A 19,631-nucleotide genomic window follows, 5' to 3' on the forward strand; every position below is an offset into this window, starting at 1 on the left:
GACCTGCGAAACTGGAGGCGCAACACGCGACAAGCGCTTCGGAGGTGACCATGCTTGATGTTTCCCATTTGGGCGGGATTGTCCCGCCGCTGGTGACTCCACTCCACTCCGACGAATCGGTGGACGAGACCGGTCTGCGCCGTCTGGTGCAGCACGTGGTGCGCGGCGGCGTGCACGGCGTCTTCGCGATGGGTTCCACGGGGGAGTTCGCGGCTCTGGCCGATCACGAGCGGCGCCACGCGCTCGAGATAGTCGTGGACGAAGTAAAGGGGCAAGTGCCGGTGTTTGCCGGCATCGGCGATTCGAGCACGCGCCGGGCGCTGGCCCGAGTGGAGGAGGCGCAGCAAGTCGGCGTTGACGCGTTGGTGGCGATCCTGCCGTACTACCAGAGCGTCAACAACATGGACGAAGCGAAGGCGCATCTGGAGGCGATCGCGACGACCGCGTCCGTGCCCGTGATGCTCTACAATATTCCACAGCGGGTGGGGGCGGCGCTCGCGGTTGACGCCGTGTCGGATCTGCGCGACGTCGGCCAGATTGTGGGCATCAAGGACAGCTCGGAGGACTTCAGCCATTTCCAGGCGCTGTTGCGCTTGTCGAGCCCGGCGTTTCGCGTCTTTCAGGGCAGCGAACACCACGCGGCCGCGAGCCTGCTCATGGGCGCGCACGGCGCCGTGCTCGGCATCGCCAACCTGGCGCCCAAGGTGTGCGTGTCGCTGTACGAGGCCGCGCGCGACGGAAACGTCGAGGAGGTGCGCGAACTCCACCGCTCGCTCATGGACTTGAACCGCATCTACTGGTTCGAGGGCAGCTCGCCGATCGGCGGCCTGAAGGCGGCGTTGGAGATGATCGCGATCTGCCAGGCGTACCCCGCCCGCCCGATGACCCAGCCCGACACCCACGCCCGCTCCCGCATCGAGGCCGAGGTCAAGCGCTTCCGGGATCAGATGTAGGCGGGAACGAACTCACCTGGCATAGCCGCGGACAGGCGCGGATGCGCGCAGAACGAAGGGCACGGCACGCCGTGCCCTTCGGCTGGCCGCTCACAGCGGGCGTGAAAGGGCGCCGCCGTAACAAAGAGGCCGGGAATGTGCCACCGCGAGCATGCGCGAAACCCGCCCAGCGGGCCTTGCGCGCAGAAGGCGCCTACACCTGCAGGACCAGTTAGGCCGGCAATGCCCCAGAATGCCCGCCTCGTGTCACGAAGCCTCGGTCACTTTCGAGGAGTTGACAACGCGGAAGTACGCGAAGCCACGCTTCAGGAGCTCGCGCTTGGGGTCGTCAAGAAGGTTCGCGCAGCCGGGAAACGCTTTGAGAAAGGATTTGATGGCCAGCGCAAGGTAGCCGACACAGACCGATATTGGAGCATCGATCTGGCTGCCAATGGCGATCCAGTCAAAGGCCCGGAACCCCACCACTTGGTCCAGCACGTGAGGCGCGGTGTGGACGTAGCTCGAGAAGTGCCTGCGAAGCGCATCATACCTCGGACCCGATGCTCCCGCCTGCTCGGCTCTCTTCGTGAGCGTGGTAGCGAATCCCGCATCGTGGCGGCTACTGCCGCCAAGGTACCGGCCCGTCTTCCTGTGGAATAGGCCTTCGCCCTCAAGCCACTTCTTCTGGTTACTGCTCGATAGGCCTTGGAAATACCGGTTGCGCCTCAACGCATCCTGGCAGTACACCAACTGCTTCGGGATAAGCTCCCTCTTCATCTGAGCGAACAGCGCGAGGTGCTTTTCACGCGGAATCGCAGACCAGTCATTGGGCACCGGCGGTCTTGGCGATCTTGATGCGTCCAAGGATCTTGCCGTGTCCTCTCGCTCGCGCAGATAGTGCAGCACGGCAATTAGCGTTCGGAACTCCCGTTCATCCTCGGCTATCTGGTCGTCCGCGAAGTAATGCAGATTCACCGCTGCCTCCATCAGTACTCTGGTGAGGGCTGCAGTTGCGGAGGGATTCCATTCGCGGTGGCTCTATTCAGGGTACAGGCAGCTCTTCGGGTGGATTCTGACTACAGCCTCGGCGACGAGCCAAGCGCTCTTGAAGGCTGCCACTACTTGCTGCCGATGAGGGCATTCCAGCTCACGATGATCTACTCTGCGTAGACACGCGAATGCCAAGGCGATCAGGTGTTCCAAGTCAGACAACGGATCGTCCTTAGATGTCACCGGAGTGAGCTCCGTCGCACGGAAAGCAGTCGGAAACAGTCTACTCGTCAGAGGCCCGTCAACACGGCCGCTTGGTGAAACAAGATAGCTGATAGATGACGATGAGGTGAGGACTGTGCGGCGCCCGGGATGCTTCCCTTGGCCCCAAGCATGGAAGCTGCTAGTGGCCTCTTTACCCTCCCCTGTGACCTCACTCCGCCGCTTTGCGGCGCTGGCGGAGAGAGTGGGATTCGAATGCGCCTCCGGCGCACAAGCCCACGTAGTGGGCGCAGCTTTACCCGCCGGAGGCGGGCCACGAGGCCCTTTCCAGCTCGTCGAGCCATTCGCGCCCCTCGCCGCTCTTCAAGTACTTCTCGCGCGCCCGCGCGGCCGCGTGGTCACTGAACCGCTCTGTGTGCAGCACGCAGCAATCGCGCAGGAGCTGACCCGCTTTCGAGTACGCAGCGCGGTGTTCCCGCAGCCGCCGCTCCAGGTTGTTGGTGATGCCGACGTAGCGCTTGCCGTTGCGCCGCGACCTGAGCACATAGAGCGTAACTGCCATGGGCTAACACTGAATCGGACTGGCGGAGAGAGTGGGATTCGAACCCACGAGGGAGCTTGTGGCCCCCTACGCGATTTCCAGTCGCGCCCCTTCGGCCAACTCGGGCATCTCTCCGCCGATCACAGCGGCAGTATATGGCGCAAATAGGCATTTGCGCCAGCGCCCAGAGTATATCACCGCCCCACGCCCCCGGTCAAGGAAACCCGCCGCGGCGCGGCACGGCGGGCTTCTCCATGCCGACGGTCGCGTTACGCCTTACCCCGCCAAGCGGCGCGCGCAACGGGCATGCCGATATTTCCTACAAAATTTGTCCAGAAACTCCTTGACACGCGGTTAAAATGGACTAAAATAGTCAATAATACGTACGTCGAGGTTTGTGAAGCTGGGAGCGAACCGTGGGCTTCGGCGGCAAGGTGTAGGGTCTCGTGCGGACAAGCGTGCGGCGTCAGCGGCCCTCCGCCAATGCCGAGCAGTCCAGAGGAGCACTTGTGATGGATATCATTCGGCGCAAGACGGACTACGGCTTGCGCGCGCTGGTGGCCCTGGCGACGGCCGATGGCCCGATGCGCGCGGAAGAGTTGGCAGAACGCGAGGATGTGCCGATCGCCTTCCTGCACAAGGCGCTGAGGGACCTCGCGAACGCAGGCATTGTCGAGGGGCAGCGCGGCCCGGCCGGGGGCTACACGTTGGCGCGGCGCGCGGACAAGATCACGATGTTGGAGGCGGTGGAGGCGATGCAGGGGCCGGTTGCGGTGAGCCGCTGCTTGCTCGGCGATGACGCCTGCTCGCGGCAGAGGACGTGCGGGCTGCGTCGGGCGTGGCAAGAAGTGCAGCGCAACATCGCCTCTTTCCTGAGCGGGATCACGGTGGATGATCTCGTGCAGGCTCTGGGTCGGACGGCGCGTCCGCGCAGGCGAAAGAGGGTCGCCGCTGCGGCCCGCGCGGCCGCATGACGGCGCACACATCAGACGAGGAGGAGGGACGAAATGGCTGGCAGAGGCGCGAGACAGATCATCCGTATAGATGAGGAGAAGTGCAACGGTTGCGGCCAATGCGTCACGGCCTGCGCGGAGGGCGCGCTGGCCATCGTTGACGGCAAGGCGCGCGTGGTCAATGACAGTTTCTGCGACGGCCTCGGCGCGTGCATTGGGGAATGCCCGCAGGGCGCGCTGAGCATCGAGATGCGCGTGGCCGATGAATTCGACGCGGCGGCGGTGGAGCACCATCAGGCACGGATCCGCCAGGCCGAGGCGGAGCACCCGGCGCCGTCACCGGAGCCGCTCGCCTGCGGCTGCCCGGGGTCTATGGCCGAAACCATTCAAACGCACGAGTCCGCTCGGCCGGGCGCTTGTGCCGCGCCCACATCGCAGCTCGGCAACTGGCCGGTGCAGATCCATCTGCTGCCGATCGAGGCGCCATTCTACCGGGGAGCGCATCTCCTGCTCGCCGCCGACTGCGTGCCGTTCGCCTATGCCGGCTTCCACCAGGAGTTGCTGAGCGGCCGCACGCTTGCGGTCGGCTGCCCCAAGCTCGACGACCCGCTGTTCTACGTCGAGAAGCTGGGAAACATCCTGCGCAGCAACGACATTCGCAGTCTGACCGTGGCCCACATGGAGGTGCCGTGCTGCTTCGGGCTGGAGCGCGTCGCCGCGCAAGCTGTCGAGAGATCGGGCAAGGATATTCCCGTCGAGGTCGTAATTGTCGGGCGCGACGGCACGATTAAGTCGGCGATTGACGAGGACGCTACCTGCCCGCACGGATAGGAATCACATTTCAAACGTATCACCGCCGCCCCGGTCGTGCCGGTATCCCGGGGCGACGAGAACGTCACGAGGCAAATGGGATGTTTGACAAGTGTCCTGGCGCCAAGCAGTTCACACAGCCGACGCCTGAGTTCTACCCGTGCCCGTGGTGCAGCGCGGAGGTTGAGATCTGGACCGACGAGATGGAGGCGAAGTGCCCGGAGTGCTCGCGCGTCGTCACTCGCGACCGCATCCAGGGGTGTATTGATCACTGCGAGATGGCCCGCGAGTGCTTGGGCGCGGAGCGCTACGAGCGCCTAGTGCGTCAGCGCCGCGAGGCCGGCGCCGCCGATCAGATAAGCGGCCAATAGCCGCGCGTTATCACATGAGTTGACCGCCCCGCGCCAAAGCGGGCGGCATAGGCAAACGGGAGGTGCCCGATGGCTGACATGCCGTCAAGCGCGCACGAAAGCGTGCGCACCATGCTGGAGAAGATCGAATCTGACGGGATGACCAATGTCTTTCAGCGGTTCGCCGCACAGGGGCCGCGCTGTACCTTCTGCGAGCAAGGGCTGCGCTGTTCTCTGTGCTCGAACGGCCCGTGCCGCATCAAGAAGGGCGCCGAACGCGGCGTGTGCGGCATCGAGGGCAACGCCATGGCCATGCGCGACATGCTCATGCGCAACGTCCTCGGCACCTCGACCTACACGTATCACGCGCAGGAGGTTGCGGATACGCTGCGCGCCACCGCCGAGGGCAAGACGCCTTTCGCAATCAGCGATGAGAGCAAGCTGCGGATGATGGCCGACAGGCTGCACCTGGCCGGGGCGACCGATGCCAAGTCTTTGGCCATCGCCGTGGCCGACGCGATGACGGACGAGATCAACACCCATCGCCACACGCCCTCGCGCATGGTGGAGGCCTTCGCCCCCGAAAAACGCAAGCAGGTCTGGCGCGATCTCGGCATCTTCCCCGGCGGCCCGCTCAACGAGATGATGCGCTGCACGTCGAGCTGCCTGACCAACGTCGACGCGGACTATAAGTCCCTCGCGCTCAAGGCGCTGCGCCTCGGAATCGCCTGCATCTACGGCGCTCAGGTCCCGCTCGAAATGGGCCAGGATGCTCTGTTCGGCACCGCCCAACCGCACGACATGGAGGTTGACCTCGGCGTCCTCGACCCCGCGTACGTCAACATTGTGCCCAGTGGACACGAGCCGTTCGTCGGCGCCGCTCTCATCAAGGCCGCGCACGGCGCCGAGGTGCAGGCGAAGGCCCGCGCCGCGGGAGCCAAGGGCCTGCGCGTCATCGGCTCCATCGAGACCGGACAGGAGCTGATTCAGCGTTTCCCGCAGGACGAGGTGTTCGCGGGCTTCACCGGCAACTGGATCATGGAAGAGGCGGTGCTCGCGACCGGCGCAGTGGACGTCTTCGCGAGCGACATGAACTGCACGGTGCCGACGCTGGGCGCATACGGGCGACGCTACAATGCCACCGTCGTGCCCGTTTCCGAACTGGTGCGTATCGAGGACATTGACCACACGCTCGATTACCGCCCGGACAAGGCGGCCGCCATCGCGGATCAACTCATAGATCTCGCCGTCGAAAACTTCAAGCGTCGCAAGGGTCAGGAAGCCTTTGTCCCGCCGCAGCGCAGGAAGGCGATGGTCGGTTTCTCCGCGGAGTCAATCCTTGGCGCGCTCGGCGGCAGCCTCGATCCCCTGCTCGACGTCATCAAGGACGGCAAGATCAAGGGGGTCGTCGCCCTGGTGAGTTGCACGACGCTGAAGAACGGTGACCACGATGCGATGACTCTGGAAGTGGCGCGCCAACTCATCGCGCGAGACATCCTCGTCCTCGGCATGGGGTGCGGCGTCGCCGCGCTCCAAGTCGGCGGGCTCGCCGGCCTGGAGGCTCAGTCGCTGGCGGGCAGTGGGCTGCGTGCCGTGTGCGAAAGCCTGGGCGTGCCGCCCGTGCTGAGCTTCGGCACCTGCACCGACACCGGCCGCTGCGCCCTGCTCGTGACCGCCATCGCGGACGCGCTCGGGGTGGACACGCCTCAGCTTCCGGTCGCCGTTACGGCACCGGAATACATGGAGCAGAAGGCGACGATTGACGCCGTGTTCGCCATCGCCTTCGGCCTCTACACCCATGTCTCGCCGATCCCGCCGGTCACCGGCGCCGAGGGCGTGGTGCAGCTCCTGACGCAGGACGTCGAGGGGCTCCTGGGGGGGAAGCTGGCAGTCGCCGACGAGCCGGGTCAGGCCGTGGACGGCATCGAGCAACACATACTGTCAAAGCGCAAGGCGCTGGGCATCTAATCGAGGTGGGCAGGGCCCCAGACACCGGGGCCCTGTGCTCGCCTCGAAAAAAGTGCCGTCGATGTCTCGCCGACCGCACATCGGGGGTCTTGCAGGATACGGGCTTCCGTAATACCGTTCACATGGGCGCGGAGAGTGCCATCCAAAGAGCGGGCCGACATGTGGATGAGAGGCCCGCCGCGCAGATAGCGCCTCATAGAAGGCGCACACAAACAGTCGCTTCCACTTTGCACCCCGCGCCCACCTCCGTTTGTGCCCCGCGGCGCGGTCGTCTTCCTTCGCCATTTGGCTATCCGCGTCGTTTACGTCCCCATGGGCGGTGCGATATACTGAAAGCGCAATGGTGCGCCAGGATCGCGATCCCAGGCAGCCGGCCGGGAATTCAGCCGTCCGCATCGCCACCCTGGGATGCAAGGCCAACCAGGCCGACTCAGACGCCTTGGCGGCAGAGCTGATCCGGCGCGGCTACACGATCGCTGCGGTGGACGAACCTGCCGCCGTCTGCGTCATCAACACCTGCACCGTCACGCATGTCGCGGATGCGAAGGCGCGCAAGTTGATCCGCCGCCTGGGGCGCGACAACCCGCGCGCCGCAATCGTGGTGACCGGGTGCTACGCCGAGCGCGCCGCCCAGGAACTGGCGGCAATCCCCGGCGTATCGCGCGTGGTGCCCAATGCTGCCAGGGATAGCCTCGCGCGCGTCATCGAGGAGGTAGCGGGGGCGCCCGCGCGGCCCGAACCGAGCCTGCCGACCGGGCCGCGCCCCGCGCGCCCAGGGTCCGTGCGCGCTTTCGTGAAGGCGCAAGACGGGTGTGATCACCACTGCTCGTATTGCATTGTGCCTGCTGCGCGCGGGCCGATGCGTTCGCGATCGGTGGCGGAAGTGGTGAGCGAGATTCGCCGCGTGGTCGAAGCGGGCGCCCGCGAGGTGGTCGTCTCCGGCATTCGGTTGGGCGCGTATGGCGAGGAGCCTCAGGGCCGGGGACTCGCACGACTTCTGCATGCCGCCTGCGACATCCCCGCCGCGAGACTCCGCCTCAGCTCGATTGAGCCGTGGGATGTCGGGGATGAACTCGCCGCGGAAATAGCGGAACATCCGCTCCTCTGTCCGCATCTCCACCTGCCGTTGCAGTCCGGCGACGACGAGGTGCTGCGCGCCATGCGGCGGCCATACACCATCGCCGACTATCGCGCCCTCGTGCACAGTCTGCGGCAGCGGAATCCCGACATCGCCGTCACCACCGACATCATGGTCGGTTTCCCCGGCGAGTCCGAGCGCGCTTTCGCCCACACGTGCAGCGCGGTCGAGGAGATCGGGTTCGCCCGCGCGCACGTCTTTCGCTACTCGGGGCGCCCGGGGACTACGGCCGCGGCAATGCCCGACCAGGTACCCGACGAGATCAAGGCCGCCCGCGCTCACGTGCTGTCTCGGCTGGCCCAGGAGTCGGCATGCGCGTTCGCCCGGCGATTCATGGGCCGAACCGTGCCGGTGCTTTTCGAGGAATGTGCCAACGGCGTGTGCAGCGGCCTGACGGATACGTATCTGACCGCAAAGACTTCCGGCAGACCCTCTCTCGTGGGACAAGTCGCAGGAGTGGAGGTGCGCGCCGTGGAAAGCAACGGCATCGCGGGCGAGCTTGCGCGCCGGCAACGTGCCGAACGAGGATAACGTCCGGCAGCGGGCGCGTGTGAGGTCAAGCCGATGTCTGAGAAGCGAAGGAAACCAACCCTGGTCGAAATCATCGTCATCATGGCGATCCTGTGGGTCCTGGTATCCATCCTGGGCGGGGCTCGTCAGAAGGCGCGACAGGCCCAGAGGACGCCGCCCGCTGCAACGCAGACCGAAAGTCCATCGGAGGATGGCGGCTACTTCTGGCAGCCATAGCGGCGCCGCGATCGCAACCGGAGTGTGGATGCGACCAGCGGCACCGCGCCAGGCAAAGAAGGAACTTTCGCCCGGGGAGCCGAATACATCCGCGAGTCTGGGCGCGTTAGGCATTTCGCGGACGCTGACGCGGTTACGCTATGAGGGAGCCGGCCCTTTTGGTGCTGGCTCTTTGTCGCCTCTGGGCACGGGGATCTTGGATCAGTGATGTCTCATCTCGGCTACGGCTACGTACTCGTCTTTCTCGGGGTCGGGGTCATCTTCCTCATCCTGGCATTGGAGGTAGCCCGTCTGCTCCGGCCCAGCCATCCTTACCCCGATAAGCTGGACACCTACGAATGCGGGCCGCGCACCTTCATGCCGGCATGGCGCCAGTTCAACGTCCGCTACTATCTATTCGCCCTGCTGTTCGTCCTCTTCGACGTGGAAATGGCGTTCCTGTACCCCTGGGCCGTCGCATTCCGCCGGCCTGGATTAGGGCTAATCGCCGTCATCGAAATGGTCGTCTTCGTCGCCATCCTGGCAGTGGGTCTGATCTACGCCTGGCGCAAGGGGGCGCTCGAATGGGAGTAGCGAAGCGCGCCCTCGAGGCCGTCGTCAAGATCCCCGGCGGGAATCTCATCCTCACCACCACCGATCACCTCTTCAACTGGGCGCGCGAAAGCAGCCTGTGGCCGATGACGTTCGGCCTGGCGTGCTGCGCCATCGAGATGATGTGCACCGCCGCGTCGCGCTACGACCTCGACCGCTTCGGCGTGTTCCTGCGCGGCACGCCCAGGCAGTCGGATGTCATGATCGTGGCGGGCACTGTGACCCGCAAGATGGCACCGGTACTGCGGCGGCTCTACGATCAGATGGCCGAGCCTCGGTACGTCATCGCCATGGGCGGCTGCGCGGCGGCGGGCGGCCCGTTCCGTGATTCGTATTCGGTGGTGCAGGGAGTAGACGAGATTGTGCCGGTGGACGTCTATGTGGCCGGGTGTCCGCCGCGCCCGGAGAACCTCATCCACGGCATCCTCAAGCTGCAAGAGAAAATCCACGGCCACTCGTTGCTCGACGAATCCGAGGGTCAGGAGCGGAAGGCGTGAGCGACAAGCGCGAGTCAGTGGCCCCGGCCCCGGAGAGCCTGACCGCGCGCTGCCCCGCATTGGAAACGGCACACCGAGAGGATCGCGAACTGCTCCTGCGCTGCCGCCCCGAGGGGCTCCCCGACTTATGCGTGGCTCTGCGCGACGAGCACGGGTTCGACTACCTCGCCGACCTGTGCGGGGCTGACTGCCCCGAGTTGCGCGTCGTCATTCGCCTGTACTCCACGATCCGCAAGGATTACTGCCGCATCAGCGTGCCCCTTGATCGGGCCATCCCGGTGTGTCCTTCGCTGACACCTCTCTGGCCTGCGGCGAACTGGCAGGAGCGCGAGGCGTACGACCTGTTCGGTATCCGCTTCGAAGGGCACCCCGACCTGCGCCGCATCCTGCTGCCCGCCGACTGGGAGGGGCACCCCTTGCTGCGCGACCGCGAACAGCAGCCGGAGGCGACGTCTTGAACGACTCCGCGACCATCGCCCCAGCCGGCCTGCCGACCGATGAGATGATCATCAACATGGGGCCGCAGCACCCCAGCACTCACGGGGTCCTGCGCCTCATCCTCACCCTCGAAGGCGAAGTCATCACCGATGTTGATCCCGATATCGGCTACCTCCACCGCGGCATGGAGAAGATCGCCGAGAACCGCACGTACGCCCAGTACCTGCCCTATACCGACCGCATTGACTACCTGGCGAGCCTCAACTGCAACCTGGCCTACTGCGTAGCAGTGGAGCGGCTCGCCGGCATCGAGGTGCCGGAGCGGGCGCAGTATATCCGCGTCATCCTGGCTGAGCTGAACCGCGTCGCCAGTCACCTGATATTCCTTGCCACGTTCGGCAATGACCTGGGCGCGACGACGGTTTTCCTCTACGGCATGCGCGAGCGCGAGCTGATCATCGACCTGTTCGAGATGGCCGTCGGCGCGCGGTTGACCTACAGCGGCATGCGCATCGGCGGGATGCCTTACGATTTGCCCGACGGCTTCGAGGATGCCGCGCGGGCGGCGATCGGCCAGATCCGCCCGCGGCTCGACGAGAACGACCGCCTGCTCACCGGCAACCGCATCTTCGAGTCGCGCACGCAGGGCGTCGGTGTCCTGTCGCGCGAGAATGCCATCGCCTACGCGGTGAGTGGGCCGACGCTGCGCGGCTCGGGTGTGGCGATGGACGTGCGCCGCGACGATCCCTACTGCGTCTACGACCGCCTGGAGTTCGACGTGCCGAGCTTGCCCGACGGCGACTGCTTCGCGCGCTACCTGGTGCGCATCGAAGAGATGCGCCAGAGCCTGCGCATTGTCGAACAGTGTCTGGATCAGATGCCGGCCGGGCCGGTGCGCGCGAAGCTGCCGCGCGTCTTCAAGCCTCCCGCCGGCGAGGCGTACGGCCGCACCGAGGCACCGCGCGGCGACCTGAGCGTCTTCGTCGTCTCCGACGGCTCCGCGAATCCCTGTCGCCTGCGCGTGCGCGCGCCCTCGTTCGCGAACCTTCAGGCCTTGAAGGTCATGGCGCGCGGGCATAAGATCGGCGACATTGTCGCCATCCTCGGGAGTCTTGACATCGTGCTCGGGGAGATTGACCGCTGATGAACCGCCCTGCGTCGCCGAGCGAGCTGTACCTGTGGCTCCACGGCCTGTGGCAGCGCACCCCGCTGTCGGAGGGGTGGTGGCTCGCGCTGTGGGCGGTCATCGTGGCGGCGGTGATCATGGTTTTCGTCCTGCTCACCGTGCTCGTTCTGGTCTGGGTCGAGCGCAAGGTCTCCGGCGACATCCAGAGCCGCATCGGGCCGGCGCGGGTCGGGACGAAGTTCGGCCTGCTGCAGACTGCGGCGGACGCGCTCAAGTTGCTGATCAAGGAAGACATCATTCCGGTGTGCGCCGACAAGGCGCTGTTCGTCGTTGCGCCGTTCGTCGTGTTCGTCCCGTGCTTCATGGTGTACGTCGTGCTCCCGTTCGGCGACCGGCTCGTCGCGCAGGATCTCGACCTCGGCGTGCTCTATGTCGTCGCCGTCTCGGCCTTGCCCGCGCTGGGGTTCCTGATGGCCGGCTGGGGATCGAACAACAAATACGCCGTCATCGGGGGCATGCGCGCGGTCGCGCAGCTCATGACCTACGAGATTCCGCTCGGCCTATCGCTGCTGGCGGTGGTCATGGCGGTGGGATCGCTGAGCACGGTTGCCATCGTGGCGCACCAGAGCGGCTGGTGGCACATCGCGTCGCCCCCTCTGTTCGTCGCTTTCGTCATCTACTTCATCTGCGCGCTCGCCGAGAACAATCGCGTCCCGTTCGACCTGCCAGAGGCCGAGGCGGAGCTCGTCGCGGGCTACCACGTCGAGTATTCCGGCATGCGCTGGGCGATTTTCTTCATGGGCGAGTACGGCTACATGTTCTTCGTCGCCGCGTTCGGGGCGACGCTGTTCCTCGGCGGCTGGCACGGGCCGTTCCTGCCGCCGGTGCTGTGGTTTCTCATCAAGACCTACGCGCTGATCCTGGCCATCATGTGGGTGCGCTGGACCTATCCGCGGCTGCGCATTGACCAGATCATGCGCTTCGGGTGGAAGGTGCTGGTGCCGGTCGCGCTGCTGAATCTGATCTGGGCCGGCTTCTGGTTCGCACGATGAGCTTGATCCGTGACATGGCAGTCGGCGTCGCAAGCCTGTTCAAGGGCCTGTCGGTCACCCTCGTCAACTGGGTGCGGCCGAAGACGACGGTGCGCTACCCGTGGCAGCGGCGCGAGGTCTTCCCCCGCTATCGCGGGCTGCTCGTGCTGCGGCGCGATCCGGAGACGGGCGACTTGCGCTGCACCGCCTGCGGCCTGTGCGAGCGCGCCTGCCCGGTCGGCGCGATCGGCATCCAGGGCGAGGGCAAGGGCAAAGAGCGTCGGCCGGTCGCATACAGCGTGGACTACGGCCGCTGCATGTTCTGTCGTATGTGCGTCGAGGAATGCCCGTTCGAGGCGCTGGCGATGACCGGCGAGCACGAGTACGCGGTGTACAGCCGGGACGGTCTCGAGCAGGACGTCGAGGAGTTGGGCAGCGCCGGACGTCCCCAAGGCATGAGCGGCAAGGAGTTGCGCCAGGGAATGGAAGATGAAGCCGTCGCCGCCGGGAAACCCGGGGACGCGTCGGAGCAATCACCGTGACCCATTGCCGTCATTCCCAGCCGAGCGACCCGCGGCGCGTAGTCGGGTGCCATCACCTCGGGCACGACCTGCGCAACGCCGCTCACTCTCGGGGAAAGGCCGGCCCGCAGCTCGCGGGCCGGGTGAGGGTGGAAAGCGGCGCCGTTTGCGCTCAGCTTGATCCTCTCCCTGGTAGGGAGCGGAGGGATCATACGCGGGTGCGGGATTCGAGGGCGGGCCGCTACCTCGAGTCGCCGGGCGCTCCGCGCTGTGTGCGGGTTGCCCGGCTGAGGAGGACCACAGCTTGACCCCAACCGTCGAGTTGGTGCTGTTCGTCGTCACAGGGGCGACAATGCTTGTGTCCGCCGTAGTCGTAGTCGCGTCACGCAATCTGGTGCGCGCGGCATTCTGGCTCCTGCCGTGTTTCCTCGCGGTGGCGGGGCTGTTTCTATTGCTCGGCGCGTACTTCCTGGCCGCGATCCAGGTCTTGGTATACGCGGGCGCGATTATGCTCCTGCTGTTGTTCGTGCTCATGCTGACGCGTGATATCGGCGACGGGCACGCGCCCGCACACAACCGGCAGGCGGGATGGGCGATCATCGCGGCGGGGCTCGTGGCGGCGGTTACGATTGGAATCGTAAGCCGCTACAGTTGGTCGCTGAGCACGGCGGAGGCGCCGGCTGACACGGGAGCGATAGGGGAGGCTCTGCTGCGCACGTACCTCCTGCCGTTCGAGGTCGCCTCCGTGCTGCTGCTTGCCGCCATCATCGGCGCGATCGTCATCGCGCGCTCGGAGCCAGTGGCGTGATGCCTTACGTACAGCTGCAGCATTACCTGATTGTCGCCGCACTGCTCTTCGCGATCGGCGCGTTCGGTGCCCTGGCGCGGCGCAATGCGGTGGCCGTGCTCATGGGCGTCGAGCTGATGCTCAACGCCGCGAACATCAACTTCCTCGCTTTCTGGCGCTACATTGATCCATCGCGCCTGGAGGGCCAGGTGTTCGTGCTCATCATCATCACCGTCGCCGCCGCCGAGGCCGCAGTGGGCCTGGCGCTGGTGCTCAACATCTATCGCATGTTCCGTACGGTCGAAGTCGATCGCGTCAGCGACTTGAAGGGATAGCGGGACGCAACCGGCATAACCGATGACGTCAATTCTCATCATACCTGCGCTGCCGCTGGCGAGCTTCCTCATCATCGCTGCGCTGTTCCTACGGCCGCAGCGGTCGCGCTTCGCGCCGTACGTGCTCGTCGCGGCGCTCGCGGCGTCGCTGGCGCTCTCGTTGAGCGCCGCCATCGGCCTGTGGCAGAGCCCGACGCACGCGGCGATCGAGGAGCGCGGGACGTGGCTCGCCATCAATCCGAGCGCGGGCAGTCTGACCCTCGAGGTCGGCGTGCTGCTTGACCCCTTGAGCGCCCTCATGCTCGTCGTCGTCAGCCTCGTGAGCCTGCTTATCCAGATCTATTCCATGGGCTACATGAGGGGCGATCCGGGCTACGGACGGTATTTCGCATTCATGTCGTTGTTCAGCTTTTCGATGCTCGGCCTGGTCGCGTCCAACAACTTCCTGCAGACCTACGTGTTCTGGGAGCTCGTGGGGCTGTGCTCGTATCTGCTGATCGGATACTACTATCAGACGGTCGTTGCGGCGAACGCCGCGAAGAAGGCGTTTATCGTCACCCGCTTCGGCGACGTCGGGTTCCTGATCGGCATCATCGCGCTGTCCTATGCCGGAGGCACGTTTAACTTCCTTCGGCTCGAGCAACTGATCGAGAGCGGCGGGCTCACCCCGTTCTTCTTCGGCCAGTCGGTGTTCGTCACCGTGACCGCGCTGCTCATCTTCTCCGGCGCGGTGGGCAAGAGCGCGCAGTTCCCACTCCACGTGTGGCTGCCCGATGCGATGGAAGGACCCACGCCGGTGAGCGCCCTGATCCACGCGGCGACGATGGTGGCCGCGGGCGTCTATCTCGTCGCCCGCGCGTTCTTCGTATTCCACGCGTCAGGCGCGGCGCTGGTCGTCGTGGCGTGCATCGGCGCGTTCACCGCGTTTCTCGCCGCGACCATCGCCGTGGTTCAATCCGATATCAAGCGCGTGCTGGCATACTCGACGATCAGCCAGCTCGGGTACATGATGCTCGCGCTCGGCGCGGGGAGCGTCGCCGCGGGGATGTTCCACCTCACGACCCATGCCTTCTTCAAGGCCCTGCTCTTCCTATGCGCGGGCAGCGTGATCCACGCGATGCACACCAATGACATGTGGGAGATGGGCGGCCTGGGCAAGCCGATGAGGGCCACCGCGATCACCTGCGCTATCGGCGCGCTGGCGCTGGCGGGGATCTGGCCGCTCAGCGGGTTCTACAGCAAGGACCAGGTGCTCGCCGCGGTGGCGACATCGCCGGGCCTGGCGGCGGCTCTCGGCACCGGCGGCAGGGCGGTCCTGCTCGGGTTCGGCCTTGCCGTCGTCTTCCTCACCGCGTTCTACATGACGCGCATGTGGGCCACAACCTTCGCCGGCAAGCCGCGGGGGAAGGGCGACGCTCACGCGCACGAATCGCCCGCGGTGATGATTCTGCCGATGGCGGTGCTGGCGCTGCTGGCGATCGTCGGCGGATTGCTCAATCACGAGTTGCTGGGTGCCCCGCTCAACTCCCTGCTCGGCGCGGGCGAAGCGCACGAGGGCCACGCGGGATGGGTCGTGTGGGCATCCCTCGGGTTGGCGGTGTGCGGCATTGCCTCGGGCTGGATGATGTACGGCGCTCGCGAGCAGCGCGCCGAGCCGCTGGCCGGCCGGATTGCCCGCCCGGTGTATCGCTTCGTCGAACGCAAGTGGTACATGGACGACTTCTACCACGGCATCGTGGCGCGGGTCGTCATCGCCGCGTCCGCGGTGTTCGCGTGGTTCGACCGGCACGTCGTCAACGGGTTCGTTGACGGCGCGGCGTGGCTGATGGGGGCTGCGGGGCGGTACCTGCGGCTCGCGGAAACTGGGCAGCTCCAGTTCTACGCGCTCGTGCTGCTCGCAGCGGCGGCCTTGATCGGCCTCGCTCTGGCGTTCCTTGGCGTTGGTTTCATACCTACTGCAGCGGTGGTTCCTTAGGGCAATGGAGGGTGCTGTCAACTGGCTTCAGGGACACGTGCTGACGCTGCTGCTGGCATTTCCGGCGGCCGCGTCGGTCATCATCATGGCGCTGCCGCGCACGCAGAAGCTCGCGGTGCGCATGACCGCCGCCGTTGCCGGCGCGGCGACAGTCATCATCGCGACATACCTCTTCGTCGCCTACGACCGCGCGGCGGGCGACATCCAGTTCATCGAGAAGGTGCCGTGGGTGCCGCAGCTCGGCTTGTCCTACCACGTCGGTGTGGACGGCATCGGCATCTCACTCGTCGTGCTCACCGCCTTCATCATCTTCACCGGCGCCTTCGCCTCGTGGACCATCGAGCACCGCACCAAAGAGTTCTACGCCGCGCTGTTCGCCCTCGTCACCGGCGTGTTCGGCGTCTTCGTGGCGATGGACATGTTCTTCTTCTTCCTCTTCTATGAGCTGGCGGTGCTGCCGATGTACCTGCTCATCGGCATCTGGGGCACCGGGCCGAAGGAATACGCCGCGCTCAAGCTGACGCTGTACCTGCTCGTCGGCAGCGCGTTCATGCTCGTCGGCATGCTCGGCATCTACTTCTTCGCCGACGTGCCGCAGCGCACGTTCGACCTCATCGAGTTGACGCAGAGCGCCGGCTTCGCGCCGCATCTCCAGCGCATCCTGTTCCTGCTGGTCTATGTTGGCTTTGGCATACTCGCTGGCATTTGGCCCTTGCACACCTGGTCGCCAGACGGCCACGCCTCGGCACCCACCGCCGTCAGCATGCTCCACGCCGGCGTGCTCATGAAGCTCGGCGCCTACGGCGTCCTGCGCATCGGCGTCGGCCTGCTGCCGGTCGGCGCGCAGTACTGGGCCCTGCTCGTCGGCGGCATCGCCGTCATCAATATCCTCTACGGCGCCATGGCCGCCATGGGGCAGACCGACCTCAAGTACGTTATCGCGTACTCCAGCGTGAGCCATATGGGCATCGTCATGCTCGGCATCGCGACGCTGAACTACGTCGGGCTCAACGGCGCCGTGTTCCAGATGTTCTCGCACGGCATAATGACCGGTCTGTTCTTTGCACTCGTCGGCCTGGTATACGAGAAAGCGCACACCCGCGATATGCCGTCAATGGGGGGCTTTGCCTCCCGCATGCCCGGCATCGCCGCCGCATTCACCATCGGCGGGTTGACCTCGTTCGGCGTGCCGGGCACGAGCGGGTTCATGGCGGAACTGCTCGTCTTCCTTGGGACGTGGCGGGCGTATCCCGTCCTCGCAATCCTCGCCGTGTTCGGCATCGTGGTCACTGCAACGTACGTTCTACGGATGCTTCAGCGCGTGTTCCTGGGCCCGTTTGACGCGAAGCATTACGAGGGGATTCCCGACGCGCGCACGACGGAATGGGTGGCGCTGGTCGTTCTCGCGGCGCTGCTCATCCTGCTCGGCGTCTTGCCCGGACCGATGGTGAGCCTGATTGACAGCTCCATCGGCGGCTTTATCCCGTGACGCCCAGGAAGGGCTAGCCACGGATCGACATGGATGAACGCGGATCAGATAGAGCTTCATAGGTGATGCCACTAGACCTGCGATTGATAGTGCCGGAGTTGGCGGCGTGCGGGCTCGCGCTCGCCGTCCTCGGCGTTGACCTGATCTGGCCGCGCCTCGGCGGGCGGCGACTCGGTGTCGGCACCGCGGTCGGCGCCGCGGTCATCCTGCTCCTCACCCTCGTGCGGCGCGACGTCACCGGCACGACCCTCGGCGGGCTCTACATCGCCGACACGTACGCCGTGTACTTCCGCTTCGTCTTCCTGATCGCGGCGGCTCTCGTCGCGCTGCTATCCGCGGAGTTCGTCGAGCGCGAGGTGCGCCGCCCGGGCGAGTACTACTCCCTGCTGCTCTTCTCAACGACCGGCTTCATGATTATGGCAGGCGCGGGGGATCTGCTGACTCTCTACCTCGGGCTGGAATTGGGCACGATCAGCCTCTATCCGCTCGCCGGGTACCTCAAGCGACAGGCCCGCAGCGGCGAGGCGGGCCTGAAGTTCATGATCATCGGCGCGGTGTCGTCGGCGACGCTGCTGTACGGCATCAGCCTGGTCTATGGCGCGATCGGCACCACCGCCTTCGCTGGCCTAAGGGAAGGGATTGGCGGCGCGTCCTGGCAGCTCGGCCGCGGGCTGTTGCTGCCCGAGGCGCCGCTGGCGCTCGGCATCGCGTTCATCATCGCGGGCTTCAGCTTCAAGATGGTCGCCGTGCCGTTCCACATGTGGGCGCCGGATGTGTATCACGGCGCGCCGACGCCGATCACCGCGTACCTGTCCGTGGCGTCGAAGAGCGCGGGCTTCGCGGTCGTCGGCCGAGTGTTCCTCGGGCCGCTGCTCGCCGCGTCTCCGCAGTGGGCGCTCGTCCTTGCCGGGCTGTCCTTCGCGAGCATGTTCTACGGCAACGTCGTCGCCATCCCGCAGAGTAACATCAAGCGCATGCTTGCCTACTCCGGCATCGCCCAGGCGGGTTACATCCTCGTCGGCCTGGCGGCGGTGAGCAACTTCGGCGCCGCGAGCGCGCTGTTCTACCTCTTGCAGTACACGTTCACCAATATCGGCGCGTTCATCGTCGTCACCGTCGTCGCGCAGGCGACGGGCCGCGAGGACATCCCCGCGTACTCGGGCCTGAGCCGTCGCTCGCCGGCGCTCGGCTTTGCGCTCCTGCTGTTGCTCCTCTCCCTCGGCGGCATCCCGCCGCTCGCGGGCTTCTGGGCGAAGCTCTACGTCTTCGCCGCCGGCATCCAGCAGGGGCTGTGGTGGTTGGTGATGCTGGGCGTGCTGACGACCGTGGTTTCGCTCTACTATTACCTCATGGTCATCAAGCAGGTCTACATCTTCGACCCGGCGGACACGTCGCCGATACCCATCCCACGTCCGGCGGCGGTGGCGCTGTTCATCTGCACTATCGCCATTCTGCTGCTCGCGTATCCGCGGCCGGTCTTGTCTCTCGCGGAGGCCGCGGTCCGCGCCCTGACCGGCAGCTAGTCGCGCGGAATCCCATCGCAGAGACGCACAGACCGCACCCGCCTGCGGCGGCCACCGCTGCGCCAATGTGTAGCACGCAAGGGCTTGACCGGGAAGGTGCGATTGTGTAACCTCGAAACGTGCGCTGCTGATCGGCGCGCGCATCGGCGATGACACCGGCGGGGAAGCCCGCCCTCGTCGCTCCACCGAGGCGGTAGATGTTACGGATCGTCGCATGCATCAAGCAGGTTCCCGACACCAGCCAGGTGCGGATGGACCCGGAGACGAACACGCTGATTCGCGAAGGCGTGCCCTCCATCATCAACCCCTTCGACATCCACGCGATCGAGGAGGCGGTCCGTCTCAAGGAAACCTACGGCGGTACCGCAACCATGCTCTGCATGGGTCCGCCGTGGGCCAAGGAGTCGCTCCAGAAGGCGCTGTCGTTCGGGGCCGACGATGCTGTCCTGCTCACCGACCGCGCGCTGGCGGGATCAGACACGTGGGCCACCAGTGTCGCTTTGGCGGCAGCGATCCGAAAGCTCGACGAGGAGGCGCCGGTGGACATCGTGATCTGCGGCAAGCAGACGATTGACGGCGACACCGCCCAGGTCGGCCCCGGCATCGCGACGCGGCTCGGCTACACTCAGCTGACCTACGTGGACAAGGTCGAGTTGGTCAACCTCGA

At 65.8% G+C, this 19,631-nt stretch carries 21 protein-coding genes and 1 tRNA gene; 19 read left to right on the plus strand and 3 right to left on the minus strand.

From position 1 onward, the window contains the following. Positions 1-50 precede the first annotated feature (50 nt). The gene (locus tag JSV65_16105) at positions 51-953 is read left to right on the plus strand and encodes a dihydrodipicolinate synthase family protein (GenBank protein UCH34058.1); all 903 of its coding nucleotides are present in this window, start codon (positions 51-53) and stop codon (positions 951-953) included. Between the two features lie 246 nt (positions 954-1,199). Here the strand turns inward: JSV65_16105 and JSV65_16110 are convergent, their stop codons facing one another. From JSV65_16110 to JSV65_16120, 3 genes are all read right to left on the minus strand, one after another. Beyond that, on the minus strand, positions 1,200-1,907 hold the full coding sequence (locus JSV65_16110; protein UCH34059.1) for a hypothetical protein: 708 nt from the start codon (positions 1,905-1,907) through the stop codon (positions 1,200-1,202). A gap of 532 nt (positions 1,908-2,439) precedes the next feature. Continuing rightward, complete coding sequence (locus tag JSV65_16115; GenBank protein ID UCH34060.1) at positions 2,440-2,706, minus strand: GIY-YIG nuclease family protein; 267 nt, start codon at positions 2,704-2,706, stop codon at positions 2,440-2,442. A 20-nt stretch (positions 2,707-2,726) separates the two neighbouring features. Continuing rightward, positions 2,727-2,820 (minus strand) — tRNA-Ser (locus JSV65_16120). A 377-nt stretch (positions 2,821-3,197) separates the two neighbouring features. On the opposite strand from JSV65_16120, the gene JSV65_16125 reads away from it, so the two are divergent. The 18 genes from JSV65_16125 to JSV65_16210 form a co-directional block, all read left to right on the plus strand. Then, positions 3,198-3,659: an Rrf2 family transcriptional regulator gene (locus JSV65_16125; GenBank protein ID UCH34061.1), complete on the plus strand. Its 462-nt coding sequence runs from the start codon at positions 3,198-3,200 to the stop codon at positions 3,657-3,659. Between the two features lie 33 nt (positions 3,660-3,692). Then, complete coding sequence (locus JSV65_16130) at positions 3,693-4,469, plus strand: 4Fe-4S binding protein (protein ID UCH34062.1); 777 nt, start codon at positions 3,693-3,695, stop codon at positions 4,467-4,469. An 80-nt stretch (positions 4,470-4,549) separates the two neighbouring features. Further along, positions 4,550-4,819 carry a hypothetical protein gene (locus tag JSV65_16135; GenBank protein ID UCH34063.1) on the plus strand — a complete coding sequence of 90 codons (270 nt, stop codon included), beginning with the start codon at positions 4,550-4,552 and terminating at the stop codon, positions 4,817-4,819. Between the two features lie 69 nt (positions 4,820-4,888). Then, entirely contained in the window at positions 4,889-6,766 is a 1,878-nt protein-coding gene (gene cooS / locus JSV65_16140; protein ID UCH34064.1) for an anaerobic carbon-monoxide dehydrogenase catalytic subunit, read from the plus strand. A 340-nt stretch (positions 6,767-7,106) separates the two neighbouring features. After that, positions 7,107-8,435, plus strand: a complete 1,329-nt coding sequence (gene mtaB, locus JSV65_16145; GenBank protein ID UCH34065.1) for a tRNA (N(6)-L-threonylcarbamoyladenosine(37)-C(2))-methylthiotransferase MtaB — start codon at positions 7,107-7,109, stop codon at positions 8,433-8,435. A gap of 33 nt (positions 8,436-8,468) precedes the next feature. Further along, on the plus strand, positions 8,469-8,651 hold the full coding sequence (locus JSV65_16150) for a hypothetical protein (GenBank protein UCH34066.1): 183 nt from the start codon (positions 8,469-8,471) through the stop codon (positions 8,649-8,651). Positions 8,652-8,858: 207 nt separating this feature from the next. Beyond that, entirely contained in the window at positions 8,859-9,224 is a 366-nt protein-coding gene (gene ndhC, locus JSV65_16155) for an NADH-quinone oxidoreductase subunit A (GenBank protein UCH34067.1), read from the plus strand. Then, the gene (locus JSV65_16160; protein ID UCH34068.1) at positions 9,215-9,739 is read left to right on the plus strand and encodes an NADH-quinone oxidoreductase subunit B; all 525 of its coding nucleotides are present in this window, start codon (positions 9,215-9,217) and stop codon (positions 9,737-9,739) included. The genes ndhC and JSV65_16160 overlap by 10 nt, the downstream gene beginning before the upstream one ends. Further along, complete coding sequence (locus JSV65_16165; protein ID UCH36813.1) at positions 9,712-10,197, plus strand: NADH-quinone oxidoreductase subunit C; 486 nt, start codon at positions 9,712-9,714, stop codon at positions 10,195-10,197. The genes JSV65_16160 and JSV65_16165 overlap by 28 nt, the downstream gene beginning before the upstream one ends. A 44-nt stretch (positions 10,198-10,241) precedes the next feature. Then, positions 10,242-11,321 carry an NADH-quinone oxidoreductase subunit D gene (locus JSV65_16170; protein UCH36814.1) on the plus strand — a complete coding sequence of 360 codons (1,080 nt, stop codon included), beginning with the start codon at positions 10,242-10,244 and terminating at the stop codon, positions 11,319-11,321. After that, a complete protein-coding gene (gene nuoH, locus JSV65_16175) occupies positions 11,321-12,355 on the plus strand; it encodes an NADH-quinone oxidoreductase subunit NuoH (GenBank protein ID UCH34069.1) in 1,035 nt (344 codons plus the stop codon). The genes JSV65_16170 and nuoH overlap by 1 nt, the downstream gene beginning before the upstream one ends. Beyond that, complete coding sequence (locus JSV65_16180) at positions 12,352-12,876, plus strand: NADH-quinone oxidoreductase subunit I (protein UCH34070.1); 525 nt, start codon at positions 12,352-12,354, stop codon at positions 12,874-12,876. Before nuoH ends, JSV65_16180 begins: the two co-directional genes overlap by 4 nt. A 283-nt stretch (positions 12,877-13,159) precedes the next feature. Beyond that, complete coding sequence (locus JSV65_16185) at positions 13,160-13,663, plus strand: NADH-quinone oxidoreductase subunit J (GenBank protein UCH34071.1); 504 nt, start codon at positions 13,160-13,162, stop codon at positions 13,661-13,663. Further along, on the plus strand, positions 13,663-13,977 hold the full coding sequence (nuoK, locus tag JSV65_16190) for an NADH-quinone oxidoreductase subunit NuoK (protein ID UCH34072.1): 315 nt from the start codon (positions 13,663-13,665) through the stop codon (positions 13,975-13,977). The genes JSV65_16185 and nuoK overlap by 1 nt, the downstream gene beginning before the upstream one ends. Positions 13,978-13,999: 22 nt before the next feature. Next, the gene (gene nuoL, locus JSV65_16195; GenBank protein UCH34073.1) at positions 14,000-15,952 is read left to right on the plus strand and encodes an NADH-quinone oxidoreductase subunit L; all 1,953 of its coding nucleotides are present in this window, start codon (positions 14,000-14,002) and stop codon (positions 15,950-15,952) included. A gap of 4 nt (positions 15,953-15,956) precedes the next feature. Then, entirely contained in the window at positions 15,957-17,441 is a 1,485-nt protein-coding gene (locus JSV65_16200; protein ID UCH34074.1) for an NADH-quinone oxidoreductase subunit M, read from the plus strand. Positions 17,442-17,503: 62 nt separating this feature from the next. Then, positions 17,504-18,964, plus strand: a complete 1,461-nt coding sequence (locus tag JSV65_16205; protein ID UCH34075.1) for an NADH-quinone oxidoreductase subunit N — start codon at positions 17,504-17,506, stop codon at positions 18,962-18,964. A 197-nt stretch (positions 18,965-19,161) separates the two neighbouring features. Further along, positions 19,162-19,631, plus strand: a 470-nt coding sequence (locus tag JSV65_16210) for an electron transfer flavoprotein subunit beta/FixA family protein (protein ID UCH34076.1), incomplete at its 3' end; no start/stop codon positions are given.

It is taken from the genome of Armatimonadota bacterium, from assembly GCA_020354555.1.
GTDB lineage: Bacteria > Armatimonadota > Hebobacteria.

Coding starts and splice junctions, on each gene's coding strand:
- JSV65_16150 (UCH34066.1), top strand. CDS start 8,469: ATGTCTGAGAAGCGAAGGAAACCAACCCTGGTCGAAATCATCGTCATC.
- JSV65_16200 (UCH34074.1), top strand. CDS start 15,957: ATGGAGGGTGCTGTCAACTGGCTTCAGGGACACGTGCTGACGCTGCTG.
- mtaB (UCH34065.1), top strand. CDS start 7,107: ATGGTGCGCCAGGATCGCGATCCCAGGCAGCCGGCCGGGAATTCAGCC.
- JSV65_16180 (UCH34070.1), top strand. CDS start 12,352: ATGAGCTTGATCCGTGACATGGCAGTCGGCGTCGCAAGCCTGTTCAAG.
- JSV65_16115 (UCH34060.1), bottom strand. CDS start 2,706: ATGGCAGTTACGCTCTATGTGCTCAGGTCGCGGCGCAACGGCAAGCGC.
- nuoH (UCH34069.1), top strand. CDS start 11,321: ATGAACCGCCCTGCGTCGCCGAGCGAGCTGTACCTGTGGCTCCACGGC.
- JSV65_16135 (UCH34063.1), top strand. CDS start 4,550: ATGTTTGACAAGTGTCCTGGCGCCAAGCAGTTCACACAGCCGACGCCT.
- JSV65_16160 (UCH34068.1), top strand. CDS start 9,215: ATGGGAGTAGCGAAGCGCGCCCTCGAGGCCGTCGTCAAGATCCCCGGC.
- nuoL (UCH34073.1), top strand. CDS start 14,000: ATGACGTCAATTCTCATCATACCTGCGCTGCCGCTGGCGAGCTTCCTC.
- JSV65_16130 (UCH34062.1), top strand. CDS start 3,693: ATGGCTGGCAGAGGCGCGAGACAGATCATCCGTATAGATGAGGAGAAG.
- JSV65_16125 (UCH34061.1), top strand. CDS start 3,198: ATGGATATCATTCGGCGCAAGACGGACTACGGCTTGCGCGCGCTGGTG.
- ndhC (UCH34067.1), top strand. CDS start 8,859: ATGTCTCATCTCGGCTACGGCTACGTACTCGTCTTTCTCGGGGTCGGG.
- JSV65_16170 (UCH36814.1), top strand. CDS start 10,242: ATGATCATCAACATGGGGCCGCAGCACCCCAGCACTCACGGGGTCCTG.
- JSV65_16105 (UCH34058.1), top strand. CDS start 51: ATGCTTGATGTTTCCCATTTGGGCGGGATTGTCCCGCCGCTGGTGACT.
- nuoK (UCH34072.1), top strand. CDS start 13,663: ATGCCTTACGTACAGCTGCAGCATTACCTGATTGTCGCCGCACTGCTC.
- cooS (UCH34064.1), top strand. CDS start 4,889: ATGGCTGACATGCCGTCAAGCGCGCACGAAAGCGTGCGCACCATGCTG.